The 14,205-nt window shown below is 68.8% G+C and carries 13 protein-coding genes; 1 reads left to right on the forward strand and 12 read right to left on the reverse strand.

Annotation, left to right across the window (positions count from 1 at the left end; genetic code table 11):
• Nucleotides 1-250 precede the first annotated feature (250 nt).
• The 8 genes from IP69_RS10335 to IP69_RS10370 are packed head-to-tail and all read right to left on the reverse strand — an operon-like array spanning nt 251 to nt 7,625.
• A complete protein-coding gene (locus IP69_RS10335; protein ID WP_054142743.1) occupies nt 251-2,062 on the reverse strand; it encodes an SLC13 family permease in 1,812 nt (603 codons plus the stop codon).
• Between the two features lie 50 nt (nt 2,063-2,112).
• Nucleotides 2,113-3,744, reverse strand: coding sequence for a complex I subunit 5 family protein (locus tag IP69_RS10340; protein WP_054142744.1), 1,632 nt, complete (start codon nt 3,742-3,744; stop codon nt 2,113-2,115).
• Nucleotides 3,741-5,258, reverse strand: coding sequence for a proton-conducting transporter membrane subunit (locus IP69_RS10345; RefSeq protein WP_248306789.1), 1,518 nt, complete (start codon nt 5,256-5,258; stop codon nt 3,741-3,743). Before IP69_RS10345 ends, IP69_RS10340 begins: the two co-directional genes overlap by 4 nt.
• Entirely contained in the window at nt 5,255-5,599 is a 345-nt protein-coding gene (locus tag IP69_RS10350; RefSeq protein WP_248306790.1) for an NADH-quinone oxidoreductase subunit K, read from the reverse strand. The genes IP69_RS10345 and IP69_RS10350 overlap by 4 nt, the downstream gene beginning before the upstream one ends.
• Entirely contained in the window at nt 5,596-6,552 is a 957-nt protein-coding gene (locus tag IP69_RS10355; protein ID WP_054142745.1) for a hydrogenase subunit MbhD domain-containing protein, read from the reverse strand. The genes IP69_RS10350 and IP69_RS10355 overlap by 4 nt, the downstream gene beginning before the upstream one ends.
• Nucleotides 6,549-6,839, reverse strand: coding sequence for a monovalent cation/H(+) antiporter subunit G (locus IP69_RS10360; protein ID WP_054142746.1), 291 nt, complete (start codon nt 6,837-6,839; stop codon nt 6,549-6,551). Before IP69_RS10360 ends, IP69_RS10355 begins: the two co-directional genes overlap by 4 nt.
• Entirely contained in the window at nt 6,839-7,126 is a 288-nt protein-coding gene (locus IP69_RS10365) for a monovalent cation/H+ antiporter complex subunit F (RefSeq protein ID WP_054142747.1), read from the reverse strand. The genes IP69_RS10360 and IP69_RS10365 overlap by 1 nt, the downstream gene beginning before the upstream one ends.
• Complete coding sequence (locus IP69_RS10370; RefSeq protein ID WP_082359208.1) at nt 7,119-7,625, reverse strand: Na+/H+ antiporter subunit E; 507 nt, start codon at nt 7,623-7,625, stop codon at nt 7,119-7,121. The genes IP69_RS10365 and IP69_RS10370 overlap by 8 nt, the downstream gene beginning before the upstream one ends.
• 349 nt (nt 7,626-7,974) lie before the next feature.
• Between IP69_RS10370 and IP69_RS10375 the strand changes: the two genes are divergently transcribed.
• Nucleotides 7,975-9,708 carry a metallophosphoesterase gene (locus IP69_RS10375; protein WP_054142749.1) on the forward strand — a complete coding sequence of 578 codons (1,734 nt, stop codon included), beginning with the start codon at nt 7,975-7,977 and terminating at the stop codon, nt 9,706-9,708.
• Between the two features lie 24 nt (nt 9,709-9,732).
• Here IP69_RS10375 and IP69_RS10380 read toward each other — a convergent pair whose 3' ends face one another.
• The 4 genes from IP69_RS10380 to IP69_RS10395 form a co-directional block, all read right to left on the reverse strand.
• Nucleotides 9,733-10,788 (reverse strand): AI-2E family transporter, encoded by a 1,056-nt coding sequence (locus tag IP69_RS10380; protein WP_054142750.1) that lies wholly within the window; start codon nt 10,786-10,788, stop codon nt 9,733-9,735.
• A 5-nt stretch (nt 10,789-10,793) separates the two neighbouring features.
• Nucleotides 10,794-11,831, reverse strand: coding sequence for a patatin-like phospholipase family protein (locus IP69_RS10385; RefSeq protein ID WP_054142795.1), 1,038 nt, complete (start codon nt 11,829-11,831; stop codon nt 10,794-10,796).
• 63 nt (nt 11,832-11,894) lie between these two features.
• Nucleotides 11,895-13,607: a hypothetical protein gene (locus IP69_RS10390; protein ID WP_054142751.1), complete on the reverse strand. Its 1,713-nt coding sequence runs from the start codon at nt 13,605-13,607 to the stop codon at nt 11,895-11,897.
• Nucleotides 13,608-13,630: 23 nt separating this feature from the next.
• On the reverse strand, nt 13,631-14,149 hold the full coding sequence (locus tag IP69_RS10395; protein ID WP_054142752.1) for a DUF1269 domain-containing protein: 519 nt from the start codon (nt 14,147-14,149) through the stop codon (nt 13,631-13,633).
• Between the last annotated feature and the right edge of the window lie 56 nt (nt 14,150-14,205).

Genomic DNA, 14,205 nt, shown 5'->3' on the forward strand with positions numbered 1-14,205 from the left:
CCAACCCGTCGCAAAAAAGCGGCGGGTTTTCTCGTTCGAACCGCAAGCCTCGACGCTTGGTCCGTTGCGCTTGTGTACAGACATGCCAACCCATGCCTATTGGCGGAAGATGTCATGACGAACGCTCCGCGCAACCTACCCGCATCGACACCGATATAACAAACATCGCCGCGATCGACGAAGCGGCTCGGGCCGCCGGAGGGTTCCGTCGCGGCGGAGGACAAGGCGCAGCAGCAGGCTCCGAAGACTGTCAGAACCGCCAGATCAGCGGCACGTAGAACACCGCCATCACGAAGAACCAGATCATCAGCGGCAGGCCGAGCTTCCAGTAATCGCCGAAGGCGTAGCCGCCGGGGCCCATGACCATCAGGTTCGTCGAGGTCGCGATCGGCGTCATGAAGGAGGCCGAGCCGGCGATGCACAGGCTCATCAGGATCGGTCGGGGCGAGACGCCCAGGCTGGCGGCGGCCGCCATCGCGATCGGGATCACCAGCATGGTGGTGGCCGTGTTGCTCATGATCTGGCCGAGGCAGGCGGTGAGCAGGAACAGGCCGGCGAGGAAGACCGTCGGCCCGCCGCCGCCGGTCAGCGCCACGAGCTGGCGCGCGACGAGATCGGCCGCGCCTGACTGCACCATTGCGATCGAGAGCGGCATCATCGCTCCGATCAGGATGATCGTGGTCCAGTGGATCGCGCGATAGGCCTCCTCGACCGAGAGGATGCCGGCGCCGATCAGCGCCAGCGCGCAGATGAGCGCGGCGACCGCGGGCGGCACGAAGCCTGTCGCCAGCAGCAGGACGAGTGCGCCGAGCGCAGCCAGCGCGACGCCGGCGCCTGCGCCCATCGGCACCGCCTGGCGGCGGACGAGGTCGGGTGAGTTGACGACCAGCACGTCCGGGTCGGCCAGCCTCAGATCGAGCGCGCGCCAGCTTCCTTTCAGCAGGATCGTGTCGCCGGCCCGCAGGGTCGGCGATTCGATATCAAGATCGACGCCCGCGCGCTGCACCGCCAGCACGATCAGATCGCCGCTTTCGGTGGTCATGCCGGGATGCATGGCCTGCCCGATCAGCTTCGAGCGCGGCGGGATCACGACCTCGGCGAGGCCGGTGCGCTGGTTCAGCAGCGCCCCGGCAGCGGCGCCGTCATCGGCCTCGTCGCGCGGTGCGAGATGCCGTTCCGCGCAAAGACGGGCGATGGCCTCGCCCTCGCCCCTGACCAGCAGATAATCACCCTCTTGAACAGCCTCCACGCCGCGCGGCCGGCCCGATGCGCCATCCAGGGCGGAAACGAGCTCGACCCTGCCATGGCGGGACAGGTCCAGCTCCGCGGAACCCAGACCGACCAGATCCGAGCTCGCCCGCACGCGCAGATGGAAGAAGCCGTCGGTGAGGCCGTAATGCTCGACCAGGGTCTGCGCATGCTGGCTGAAATCAGCCGGCAGCCTCGCATTGCCTTGCGCCGGCAGCAGGCGCTTGCCCAGGAGCAGGATGATCAGCATCGTGCCCGCGAGCAATGGCAGGCCGACGAGCGCGAATTCCGCGAAGCCGAAACCGGTGAGGCCATTGTCCTCCAGCGCCTCGGAAACGAGGATGTTCTTGGGCGCGCCGGTCAGGAGAATGTTGGCGCCAGCATGGGCCGAGAAGGCGAGCGGCATCAGGAGCAGCGTCGGCGATTGCCGCAGCCGGATCGCCGCCAGGACCACGACCGGCATCAGCGCCGCGACCGCGCCGCCGCCGCTGATCAGCGCGGTCAGCGCCCCGGCTGCGGCCATGATGATCACGAGCAGGCGGTTCTTGCTCTCGCCGGCTTTGGCGATCAGGATCTGCCCGGCCCAGGCGGTGACGCCGGTCTTGTCCAGCGCGGCGCTGACGATGAACAGGCTGGCGACGAACATCACTGCGCGGTCGCCGAACCCCGCCAGCGCCTGCTCCAGCGTGACGACGCCTAGCGCCCAGAGCGACAGGGCCGCGCCGATCGCCACCACCACCACCGGCAGCCGGTTCCAGGCGAAGAAGGCGATCGTCACCGCGACGACGAGGGCTGTGCTTTCGATGGCGTTCACGGGCGCGCGTCCAGGGCTTTGCTTCGGGGGTCCAGGCTGCCGGTCTTCATCTATGCCGCCAGCAGGAAGCCGCCGCCAAGCCAGATGACGAGGCCAAGAAGCACGAGCCCGGCCGCAGACCAGAGCCGCAGGCGCGAATCGAGCCGCTCGATCGCGGCTGGCATGCGGGCGAGGCGCGGGGCCTGCCGCTCCGCCAGCACCAGGATGTCGCCCTCCGGCACGCGTCCCGCCAGACCCGCGAAGCGACCCGCACCCATGAAGATCACGACCCCCAGCATCATCGGCCAGACGAGCTTCCAGAGAGAGGCAAGGCTCCAGGCGCTGGCGAGCGCATCGCCCGACAGGGTCGGGTATAGCCACCAGGGAATAACGAGTGAGGCGGCAGCGACGATCAGGAACGGCAGGGTTTCGGCCGGCGGGGCGCTCGCGCCCGGGTTGTCCGCCGTCTCGCGCGCGATCACGGCGATGAAATGCAGCATCAGCATCGTGCTGCCGGCGGCCGCGAGCGAAACGGCGATGCTGAGCAGGCCGTAACCCAGCATCGGCTTGACCGCGAGCTTGGCGAGCGCGCCGCTGGTCAGGGGCAGGCCGGCAAGACTCAGCGCCAGTAGCCCGGTGATCAGCAGTACCGGGCGCCGATGCGCCCCGCCGCAGGCGAGGGCGATGCCGACCGCCAGAAACAGCCCGCCTTTGACCAGCGTGTGATGCAGGCCGTAATAGGCCGCCAGTCCCGGTGCCGAGGGGTCGCCCGCTGCCAGCCCTGCACCGAGGATCGCGGCGACCAGACCCATCTGGCTGACGGTCGAATAGGCCAGGATCGTCTTGGGCCGCTGCTGCATCACGCCGAGCGCCGCGCCGCCAAAGGCGGTCAGAATGCCGACCGTGCCAAGTAGCCCGCCCCAGGCCGGCAATGCGGCCTCGAAGGGCAGGAAGCGGATCAGCCCGATCACGCCGGCCTTCACCAGCACGCCGCTGAGCACCGCCGAGGCCGGCATCGGCGCGGCCGGGTGGGCGAGCGGCAGCCAGACATGCAGCGGGATCAGCCCCATCTTGAGCGCGAAGCCCAGGATCAGCAACGCCACGATGCCGTCCTTCATCGGCGAGCCCGGCAGCGCCGCCACCGCATCGCGGATCAGCGGGTTGGGATCGGGCTGTCCTGCTGCCAGCATGACGAAGGCAAACAGCAGGAAGGCCTCGCCCAGCAGCGCGAGCACCATGTAGACGAGGCCGGCGCGCTTGGCGGCTGGGGTCTGCTCATGCGCGACGAGACCATAGGCCGAGAGGCTCGCCAGCGTGAACAGCAGGTAGAAGCCGGCGATATCGGCGACGATGAGGACGCCGAGGCTGCCCGCCAGCGTCAGCGGCCACCAGACGCAGAACCCCGTCAGCCCCGGCTTGCCGCGCAGATAGGAGGCGGCATAGGCCCCTGCCGCGCCCCAGAGCAGCGCCGCCCCGCCGAGCAGGATCGCGCCGGTCTGGTCGAGCGCCAGCGTCATCCGGAACGGCACGGGGAAGGAGACGCTTGTGCCAGCCGGCAGCCACCAGGCCGCCAAAAGGGCGGGCATAGGTGCAAGCCAGAGCAGCCCCGGCACCCGCGCCTGGAACGCGCGGGAGAGACAGCCAGCCGCCAGCGCCAGCGGCACCAGCAGCGCAGCGGCCAGCAGCAGCCCGGCGGCGCTCATGGCGACACCAGGGCGATGTCGGGCCGCCCGATCTGCAACAGGCCGAAAGGCGCGAGCGGCAGGAAGCCGAGCCCCACCGCCAGCACTGCCAGAACCAGCGGGATGAGCTCGAGCCTCAGCGGGATCGGCTTGCGCAGCAGCAGCGGCTGCGCCGGTGTAGCGAGAGCCCGGTCCATGACGCGAAAGACATAGCCGCCCGCAAGAAGCCCGCCGGCCAGGATCGTAAGGGCGAGCCAGAGATGCCCGCCGATGGCGGCGGCCGTCAGGAGCAGGCATTTCGCGATGAAGCCGCCACTCGGTGGAATGCCCATCAGCGACAGCCCCGCCAGCCCGAAGGTTGTGGCAGTCAGCGGCAACACGCGGCCGAAGCCGCCGAGATCGCGGATGCGGTCATGCCCGATCGCTTCCGCAACGATGCCCGCCGCCATGAACATCGCCGCCTTGGCGAGCGCATGCGAGGTGAGCTGCAGCGCTCCGCCGGTCCAGGCGATCGTGCCCCAGGGGGCGGTTCCGTCGCCGACGCCCGCCAGCGGAAAGACGATGAAGAGATAGCCGATCTGCGCCACGGTCGAATAGGCGATCATCAGCTTCAGCCGTTCCTGCCGCAGCGCCATGACGCTGCAGAACAGGATCGACGCCGCGCCGAGCACCGCCAGCACCTGCCCGGCGACGGCGGCCGCGCCCGGCGGGGCGATGTCGACGACGAGCCGCAGGATCAGGAACACCGGCGCCTTGATCACCAGCGCCGAGAGGACCGCGCTGGCGGCGGCCGGCGCGCCGGCATGAGCCGGCGGCAGCCACAGATGCAGCGGAAACAGCGCCGCCTTGGCAAGCAGACCGGGGATCATCAACGCCAGCGCGATGGCCATCGCCGGGCCGTGCTGGCCGGCACTCGCAATCAGACGGATGTCGAGCGTCCCATAGGCGCCGTAGAGGAGCCCCGCGCCGAGCAGATAGAACATCGAGCCGAGCAGCGCGAACATCAGATAGCGCAGCGCTGCGGCCATCGTCTCGCCGCGCCCGTCCAGGCAGACCAGCGGCACGGCGGCGAAGGTCAGGAGTTCGAGCGCGACATAGAGGTTGAACAAATCCTGCGAGACGAAGACGAGGTTGAGCCCGCTCCACAGCCCCATCAGCAAAATCCAGAAGCTCGTCGCCAGGCGGCCGTCGCTCGTCGCGAGGTCGAGCCCGAAGAGTTCGCGCGCGAACAGCCCCGTCGCCGCCATGACGACGGCGGTGACCGCCAGCATCATCACCGACAGCCCATCGGCGCGCAGCGCGATGCCGAGCGGCGGCTGCCAGTTGCCGATAACGTAGATCAGGGCCGTGCCGCTGCGGACCAGCTGGAGGCCGGTCGCGAGTGCGACGACGAGGCCGAGCGCCAGGGCAATCAGCGCCACCCGGCGGGTGTGGCGCGGGCCCAGAACCAGCATCGCCAGCGCCGCCGCCGCCGGCAGCATGACGGCCAACACCAGCAGCAGGCCACCCGATGTCGCGGCATAGGTCGGCGTCACGGTTCGCTCCGTGGCGGCGCGGCGGGCGCCTCGAACGTGGCGCTTCCCGTCAGCGAGGCCAGCCGCCGCAGCAGCGCGATCGCCAGCGCGGTCGCCGCGAAGGCAACGACGATGCCGGTGATCACCATGGCCTGCGGCACCGGATCGCCGCCGAGCTCCATCGCTGCGCCGCGGCGCGCCACTGCCCCGAAAACGAGGAAGATGCCGGCGCCCAGGATGTTGAAACCGATGATCCGGCGCAGCAGATCGGGATGGCTGACGATGCAGAACAAGCCGATGCCGACCAGCGCGGCGCCGCACAGGCCAAAAAGAGATGCGGATGTCAGGGCCATCGCGCTCATGGTTCGGGTGCCCTGTCCGGCGGGCCGGCGACGAGAAGGGCCAGCGTACCGGCGATCGAGAGCGTCAACGCCGCCTCGATGCCGACGATCAGCGGCTTGGCGATGGCCTCCGGATAGGACAGGAACCCTTGCGCGACCGCGACGCCAAGGAAGCCGACCAGAACGAACAGCGCCGGCCCGCCCGCGAGCATCACCCGCAGCGCTCGCGCCTGCGTCGGTGGCGCGGGGCGCAGCCCCGCCAGCATGACGAGCAGCGCCATCGCGGCCAGGATGGTGCCGGCCTGGAAGGTCCCGCCCGGGAGATCCGCGCCGACCCAGACCTCATAGACCGCGATCAGCACGCCGAAGGGGGGCAGCACCCGCGCCAGAAAGACCAGCGGCTCCGGCACTACGGCCGGCTGAAGTTGCGAGGCCCCGCCCCAGGCGGCGTCGCGGCTCAGCGACCAGACGCCGACCAAGGCGAGGATCAGCACAATCTTCTCCAGCAGCGTGTCGATGGCGCGATAGGCCAGCAGCACGGCGGTGACCGGATTGCCGAGCCCCGTCGTCTCCAGCGACGCGACCGCCTGATGCGCGAGGCTCGGCGCCGGTTGGGGAAAGGCGAGCACGACCGCCGTCAGGGCCAGAGTGACGAGGCCGCAGGCGATCGCCGGGACGAGCCAGCGCCGTGGCTCGGGCGCAACCGGAGGCGGGGGCGCGGCATGGCGGGCCAGATGGGCATGCGCCCGCAGCAGCAGCATGCCGGTCAACCCGCCGCCGATCGCGGCCTCGGTCAGCGCGACATCGACCGAGGCCAGCCGCGCCCAGCCGATGCCGAGCAGCAGGCCAAACGCGATGAAGGCGAGGATCGCGCCGCGGCCATCGCGGGTCACGACGACATGCAGCGCCAGCGCGATCAGCCCCGCGACCAGCGCGATGTCGAAGAGAAGGCTGATGGACCAGAAAAGGCTCATGCCTGCGGCTTCCGGCGCGCGGCGATGCCGGCGATCAGCTGGCTCGCGGTGGCGGCCGAGAGCTGCGCCAGAAGCCAGATGCAGATGAGCTTGACCCCGCCCATCAGGCTCGCCTGCTGCGGCAGCAGTCCGAGCACGATCAGGCCAAGCCCCAGACTGTCGGCCTTGCTCAGCGCATGCAGGCGGCTGAGCGTATCGGGAAAGCGCAGCAGCCCGAGTGTTCCCGCCAGGAACAGGATGGCGCCGGCAACGGCGCAGACCAGAGTGAACGCGTCCGCCAGCCCCATCACGACGGCTCGTCCGGTTTCGCGATCCCGTCGTTTGGTTCACCCTCCCCCAGCGTGAACGCGGCACAGGAGAACGCCGACAGCAGGACCAGCAACAAGGCGACATCGGCGAGCGCCGGCTGCGCGGTGGCCGCGCCGAGCAGGAGCAGCGTCGCGCCGCCGCCCGTTCCGAGCAGCTGCACCGCCATCAGTTTTTCGATCGCGATCTCCGAGCGCAGCACGATCGCGAGCCCAGCCGCGCCGACCAGCAGAACGAAGAGGGCAATGAGGGTCAGGCTCTCAGCCACCAGCGCGCACTCCCGGCAGGATGCGCAGGAACGCCGCCTCGTCGGCCGCAAGCTCGGCCGTGACGGCTGCGTCGCTGTCGAGGCAATGCACCAGCATGTCGCCGCTGGTCGCGCAGGACACGGGCAGCTTGCCCGGCTGAAGGCTCATCACCGCGCAGAGCGCGCTCTGCGCCAGACCGGGCCGCAGGCTCGCCCGATAGGTCACGAGACCGGGCTTCATGACGATGTCGCGGGCAAAGGCGCGCCGGGCGACATCCACCCCCGCCACCACCGCCTGCGGCAGGAAGCGCAGGATGAAGCGCAGGAGCCCCGTCAGCGACAGCCGTCCATCGATTGGCCAGAGCGGGATGCTGGCCCATGCCGCCGCCACCCCTGCGACAAGGCCGACCGGCATGTCCTTGGGCGCCGTGCCGATCAGGACGAGCCAAAGCAGAAAGAAGCCGATCCCGCGACCCAGAAGGGTCCCCATCAGCCGAGGCGACGTCACCAGGCTGCTCATGACAAACGAGCCTTGCCGATCCTGTGACGTCGCGAGGCTGCGAGCCTGCCGTGCCAGCGAGCAGAAGAAAGCAAACGACGAGATGACAATAAACAGCGCTCACTGGCGCTGCGATGTCTTTCCAGTTCCATTGGAAAGGGCCATCTCTTGTTCGATTGACAGGTATGATCTTGCTTTGATTATCCGCAATAAGGTAGCATCCGTATCCGTGTCGGGCATCTGCCGCCTGTCTCAGTTCTGTGCTGGCCGTCCCATTTTGGCGGGGGCCGATCTAGGTTTCGTCGATGCTCGCTGCCTGCCGTCTCGAAGAGTTTTCCCTCTGGCTACCGTGCCCGACGGCACTGCGCCAATGCTGATCGAGCCGCGACGTGGCGACGCCGAGGACGACGCGAGCAGTACCAAGACGCATTCCCTGCTCGCCATAGCCGGCACGCTTCTGGGCGAGATCAACCTGCCCAAGCTCGCGCTGGCCTGGATCATCCTGGTTCTGGTGCCCGGCATCCTGCTCGGCGTCGCGCCGCTGGTGGTGACTGCCTGGTATGACGATGTCGCCGACCGGATCCTGGCGCTGGCCGGCCTCGGGCCGATCCTGCTGCTGGGGCTGGTCGCCGCCATCGGCTGGTTTGGCCTGCGGCCCCTGTTTCGGGCTGCCGAACGCAGCTTCTGGTCGCTGATTTCGCTCGCGGTCCAGCCGGGCTATGTGCTGGCGCGGGAGGGCCTGCGCCATCTCGCCGAGCGCTTCCTCCCGCTGGATGCCAGCGAGGACCGCCGCGCACGCTTGCGCGGATTGACCGCATTCGCGGCCGGCCTCGGGGCTGCGCTTATCGCTCTGGCCATCGCGGCGGCCGTCTGGCCGGCGACGCGCTGGTCCGGCGAGATCGCCGATCTCGGCCAGCCCTGGCGCATCCTCGGCCCGTCCCTGGCCAATACCGCGGTCGTCATGAGCGCCTATTTCGCCGGCGCCGCGTTGGTCTGGGGCGTTGCGGATGCGAGCATGTCGCAGCCGCGCAATCTTGTGGACTTCGACGATCCGGCCCTGTCCTCGCAGGTGTGGCGCGTCGCGCATCTCTCCGACATCCATGTCGTCGGCGAGCGTTACGGCTTTCGCATCGAGAGCGGTCGCGCCGGCCCGCGTGGCAATGAACGCCTGCACGCCGCGCTGGAGCGGCTTGCGGGCATCCATGCCGCCGCGCCGCTCGATCTCGTGCTGATCACCGGCGACATGACCGATGCCGGCCGCTCGGCCGAATGGGCGGAATTTTTGGACGCTCTCGCCCGCTATCCCGAATTGGCCGCACTGACCCTGATCCTGCCCGGCAATCACGACGTCAACATCGTCGATCGCGCCAATCCAGCGCGGCTTGAGCTGCCCGGAAGCCCCGGCAAGCGCCTGCGCCAGATGCGGACGCTGTCGGTGACCGAGGCCGTGCAGGGCGGGCGCGTCCATGTCGTCGACAAGACGGCGGGGGTGATCGGCCAGACGCTGTCGCAGCATCTGGCGCCCCATCGCGCGGCGATCGCGGCCTTCGCCGATGCCGGGGGCTTGCGCCTGTCGCGTGGGCTGTCGGCGATCTGGGAGGCGTCCTTTCCAATGGTGCTGCCGCCGGCCGAGCCGGATGGACTCGGCGTCGTGCTGCTGAACTCGAATGCGGAGACGCATTTCTCCTTCACCAACGCGCTCGGTTTGGTCGCGGAAGAGGATATGCAGGCGATGCTGGTGGCGCTGGCGCAGTATCCCCGCGCGCGCTTCATCATCGCGCTGCATCACCATCCGGTCGAGTATCCGCAGCAGGCCAAGGCCTTCTCGGAGCGGATCGGCACCGCGCTGATCAATGGCAGCCGCTTCATCCGCCTGCTCAAGCCGCAGGCGCATCGGCTCGTCGCGATGCATGGCCATCGCCATATCGACTGGATCGGCCGCTGCGGCCCGCTGCGCATCGCCTCGGCGCCATCCCCGGTCATGGAGGCGACAAATGACGAGCCGACCGCGTTCTACATCCACCATCTCGGCGCGGGCGCCGATGGCAGCCTTGCGATGATGGCGCCAGAGCGGGTCGAGATCCGGCCGACCGCCGGCGCTTGAAGCGATGTGTTTAGGCTCGCTCCGTCAGACCTTGACGACGTCGATGGCCGGCACCGGCTCGGGGGCCCCCGCGCCGAACAGTTCCGCGACCCAGAGGCTCGCGGGATGCTGGGCGCAGAAGGTCAGCAGCGCGATCGTGACGGGTACGCCGATGAAGGCCCCGAACACGCCCCAGAGATAGGCCCAGAAGAACACCGCGAACAGCACCAGCGTCGGCGACATCGAGAGCGCGCTGCCGGCGACGCGCGGCTCGATATAGCTGCCGACGACGAACTGGATCAGGTTCAGGCAGGCGAAGACTGCCACCACCGCCTCCCAGGAGCCGAACTGCGTCATCGCGAACAGCGTCGGGAAGACGGTCGCCACCAGCGGCCCAAGGAAGGGGATGTAGTTCAGCGAAAACGCGATGAAGCCCCATTCCGCCGCCAAAGGCAGGCCCACGATCGTGGCAAAGCCCCAGACCAGCAGGCCGGTGATCACGCTCATCACGGTGCGCACCATCATGTAGCGATGCAGCTTGTCAGCGGTCTGCATGCTGCCGCGCAGCAAGACGTCGCCGACCACGCGGTTGCGCATGGCCCGGAGCTTGCGGCCGAAATCCTCGACCTCGAGCAGGCCGAGAATGACATAGACCAGCACCACCAGCCAGAAGCTCATCGTCGTGTTCAGCCGTCCGCTGATCGTCTGCGCCATGCGCAGCATCCAGGCGACGTTGAAATTCTCCGCCCAGAGCCCGGTCACGGCGATGCCATGACCCTCCAGCCAGAGCGTGGCTTGGTCGTAGAACTGCTGGAAGCGGGCCGCATCGGCGGCGATCCACCGTCCGACGCGGCCAAACGCCCAGACGATCAGCGAACCGAAGGCGACGAAGGCCAGCACCATCACCACGATGCTGATCGCCAGCGCCAGCATGTGCGGCAGGAAGCCCTGCAGGCTGCGCTGCAGCGGCCAGACCAGCGCGATGATGAACAGCGCAAACGCCACGGGTGCGAAGACGGAGCTGGCGATCGACAAGGCCGCGACCACAAGGATGATCGCGATCAGCACCTGCGCGCCTTGATGGATCCTGCTGGTGGGCATCCCGCTCACACGCCCTGCGTCAGTTCATTGAGGTCGAGCGTCGAACGCTGGCCGAGATCGTCCCTGTGCGCGCGGTAGAAGGCTTCCGCCGACTGCCGCCCCTCGGTGCGCAGCATGGTCAGGAACTCCCATTCCGCGTTGAGCTTCGAGGAATAGCCGAGCTCTGCCATCCTGTCGCTGGTGACGCGGTGGAGCCGCATCCCGGCCCAGCGCGCGCCCTCACGGTCCTTCGGGTTGGCGCTGTTGCGCAGCAGCGCCATCATCCTGAGTTCCTTCAGCAGGACGCTGTTGAACGAGACCTCGTTCAGCCGGTTCAGGATGTCGCGCGCGGTCGTCGGCGTGCCCGGCCGCTCGACCGGGTTGATCTGGACCAGGATGGTATCAAGCGCGTCGCTCTCCTGAATCAGCGGCGTCATCGTCGGGTTGCCGGAATAACCGCCGTCCCAATAGCCGTCGCCGTCGATCTCGACCGCCTGGAACAAGGTCGGCAGGCAGGCCGAGGCCAGCAGCACCTGCGGCGTGATCTCTGCGTTACGGAAGACGCGGCCGCGCCCGGTGCGGACATTGGTCGCGGTGACGAAGAGCTTGATCGGCCCTTCCGCCAGCGCCTCGAAATCGATCACCTCGGCCAGGATGTCGGCCAGCGGGTTCGCCCCGCCGGGATTGAGGCTGTAGGGCGACACGACGCGGGACATCATGTCCATGGCGACGAAGAGCGGCGAATTGTCGAGCGTCCAGCGCCCGAGCAGGACATCGAGCGGGCTGCGTTGGAACGGGCTGAAGCGCGCGGCCTCCGAGGTCTTGCGCCAGAACGCCTCCAGCGCCAGCCTTGCGCCCTCGCGGCCGGCCTTGGCGAAGCCCGAAGCCAGCACGGCGGCGTTCATCGCGCCGGCCGATGTGCCGGAGATCGCGCTGATCGTCAGCCAGTCCTCCTCCAGAATGCGGTCGAGCACGCCCCAGGTGAAGGCGCCATGCGCGCCGCCGCCCTGGAGCGCGAGATCGATGGTCAGCGGCGTGCGACCGTCGAGGTCCGCCCCGCCGATCGCCTCTTTCGTCTTGGCAGCCTTGCTCACCTGTCACCCCCGCAGCGTTGCATCACGGCCCGATCATGTCGATTTCACCAGGCCGGAAAAGCCCGCGACCGCCAGCAGGCTGAGCGCCCACCCGATGATCGCCTGGAAATAGAAGTAGTTGATCGCGACCCTGCCATGACGGCCGATCGGATCCGGCCGCCAGAAGGATTTCTGGCCGAGATCGAGCACGGGCAAAAGCGTGTCGAGCGAGTAGAACCAGGGGTTGAATGCGGGGTAGCTCGAGGCTTCGCCCTGCTCGCGATAGCAGGCGAGCTGCGTCTGGCCCGGCGCCGCGCGTCCTGGCGCGGCTTGCGGCGGCGCGCCGAGCAACCGTTGCTGCGTGCGCTCGACGCCGCATAGCGTCCATTCCGGCGCGCGCAGCACGACGGCGCTGTTGGGCTTGAAGGCCCCCGCCGCCTCGGCCATGCCGAAGATGCCGACGCCCAGGAGCCAGAACAGGATCAGCCAGACGAAGGCGAGCAGCGGCTGGCGGCCATAGACCAGCGTCGCGGCCAGGAAGCCGTCGGTCAGCGTCAACGCTGCGCGCCAGAGTGGATTTTTCGCCCGCGCCCGCCGCGCCCGCCGCTGCAGCCGCTCCTTGACGATCAGGACGGCGCGCGCATCCTCGCCATGGCCCATCTCGCGGAACACGGCGGCGAGCTGCTCGTAGGGCTGCGGCCAGAAATCCTCGCCCCAGCGTTCGGGCGCCTGGCGCGAGAGCCAGTCGAGCCGGCTTGCCGCATCGACGGGGGCGGCGATGAAGGCGCCGTAGCGGCAGCGGTTGAGCAGCAGTTCACCGTGCGCCGGCCAGGACGCCACCTCGTCATGGATGGTGCCGATCGAGGCGCCGGTCATCGACAGGGCACCCGTGACGGACGCCTCGCCGCGCAGGAAGAAAGCGCCCTTGACCGACGCGCGGCTAAGGTCGAGCGCCATCGCGCCGGCGTTGTTCAGCGTCGCGCCGCTGCAATCGAGATCGCCGCCGGTCACGCAGGCGATAAGCCGCACCTCGCCCTCGGTCCGGGCCCGTCGCAGCACGACGCTGCCGCCGAACTCGGCCTCGGACCCATCGATGGCCAGGCTCTCGACGCCCTCGATCAGCGCACCGGCGCCATCGAGATCGGCCGCGATCCGCGCGCCCGCCAAGCCGATCGAGCCGCGCAGGATCGCGCCCCGGATGAGGAGATTGCGCAGTTCGATCGCATCGGCGTCGATGGCATGGCCGCTGGCGACGCGGATCGTCGCGCCATCGCATTCAAGGTTTCCGCCCAGCCGCGACTGCGCGATGGCGATCTCGCCATTCACCTGCGCGCCGCGCAGATAGACGCCGCCACGCGCTTCCAGACGTTCAGCCTCGAGCCCGGGCAGCGAGGACCCGTCGAGGAAGAGCCGGTTGATGATCGCCGCGCGCAGGATCGGCGTCGCCTCGAAATGGCAGTCGATCAGCCCGATGTCGCGGAAGACATGGCAGGCTTCGAGATCGAGCGTGTCGACGATCCAGGCGCCGGTGATGCGGATGCCCTTCTCATGGGGACGGCAACCCGGTTCGCCGCCGAGCATCAGGAACCGCAGAAAGGCGGCCCTGACGACTCGGCTTGGATCGGGGGCTGTCGGCCGGCTGCCGTCGCCGAGGCGGTCATAGGTGCCGCTGAGCAGCCGGGCGACGACCTCCTCCTCCGCCGGGAGCAGCGGCTGGAAGTCGGCGAGCCTGGCGGTCGCGAGCGCCCATTGCGTTCGCTCCGCCATCGGGCCGCCGGCTCCGGGGCCGATCATGTCGCAGCCGGCGTCACCGTCTCGCCAGGCGCCGCGGCGGCGAGCGCCTCGCGGAGCGCCGCTTCCTTGGTCTCGTCGAAGGAGGTGCTCATCAACGTGCCGCCGCTGCCGCGCAGATCGGCAAGCACCTTGTCGGTCGTCATTTTCCGGATCAGCAGGAACAGCCCCGCCGTGCCCGGCTGCAGCGCGGCGGCGGCGTCTTTCATGAACTGGTCGTTGATGCCGACATCGGTCAGCTTGCCGCCCAGCGCGCCCGAAGCCGCGCCCAGCGCCGTGCCCAGAAGCGGCGCCATGAAGATGAAGCCGATCAGCGTGCCCCACAGCGCGCCTGAGGCCGCGCCCGTCGTGGTCAGGTTGATCAGCTGGTTGAGCTTGATCTGCCCGGCCTCGTCCTTGACCACGACGACGGCGTCGCCGAGCTCGATCAGATATTCGCGCTGCATTGCCAGGATCTTCTGGCGGACCTCCTCGGCCTTCTGCTCGGTCGGGAAGGCGATGAAGACCAGATCGCTCATGGACGTTATCCTTGTGTTGAAAGGGACAGTCGCCGCGTCGGCGAAGATGCCGGTCG

It is taken from the genome of Allobosea sp. AAP35 (genome assembly GCF_001295925.1).
In the GTDB taxonomy this organism is placed as follows: domain Bacteria; phylum Pseudomonadota; class Alphaproteobacteria; order Rhizobiales; family Beijerinckiaceae; genus Allobosea.

What these genes read in the sequence shown, in the direction of transcription:
- IP69_RS10360 (WP_054142746.1), bottom strand. Translation starts at nt 6,839, where the DNA reads ATGGGGCTGGCGGACGCGTTCACTCTGGTCTGCGCCGTTGCCGGCGCC.
- IP69_RS10340 (WP_054142744.1), bottom strand. Translation starts at nt 3,744, where the DNA reads ATGAGCGCCGCCGGGCTGCTGCTGGCCGCTGCGCTGCTGGTGCCGCTG.
- IP69_RS10350 (WP_248306790.1), bottom strand. Translation starts at nt 5,599, where the DNA reads ATGAGCGCGATGGCCCTGACATCCGCATCTCTTTTTGGCCTGTGCGGC.
- IP69_RS10370 (WP_082359208.1), bottom strand. Translation starts at nt 7,625, where the DNA reads ATGAGCAGCCTGGTGACGTCGCCTCGGCTGATGGGGACCCTTCTGGGT.
- IP69_RS10380 (WP_054142750.1), bottom strand. Translation starts at nt 10,788, where the DNA reads ATGCCCACCAGCAGGATCCATCAAGGCGCGCAGGTGCTGATCGCGATC.
- IP69_RS10355 (WP_054142745.1), bottom strand. Translation starts at nt 6,552, where the DNA reads ATGAGCCTTTTCTGGTCCATCAGCCTTCTCTTCGACATCGCGCTGGTC.
- IP69_RS10395 (WP_054142752.1), bottom strand. Translation starts at nt 14,149, where the DNA reads ATGAGCGATCTGGTCTTCATCGCCTTCCCGACCGAGCAGAAGGCCGAG.
- IP69_RS10375 (WP_054142749.1), top strand. Translation starts at nt 7,975, where the DNA reads ATGCTGATCGAGCCGCGACGTGGCGACGCCGAGGACGACGCGAGCAGT.
- IP69_RS10390 (WP_054142751.1), bottom strand. Translation starts at nt 13,607, where the DNA reads ATGGCGGAGCGAACGCAATGGGCGCTCGCGACCGCCAGGCTCGCCGAC.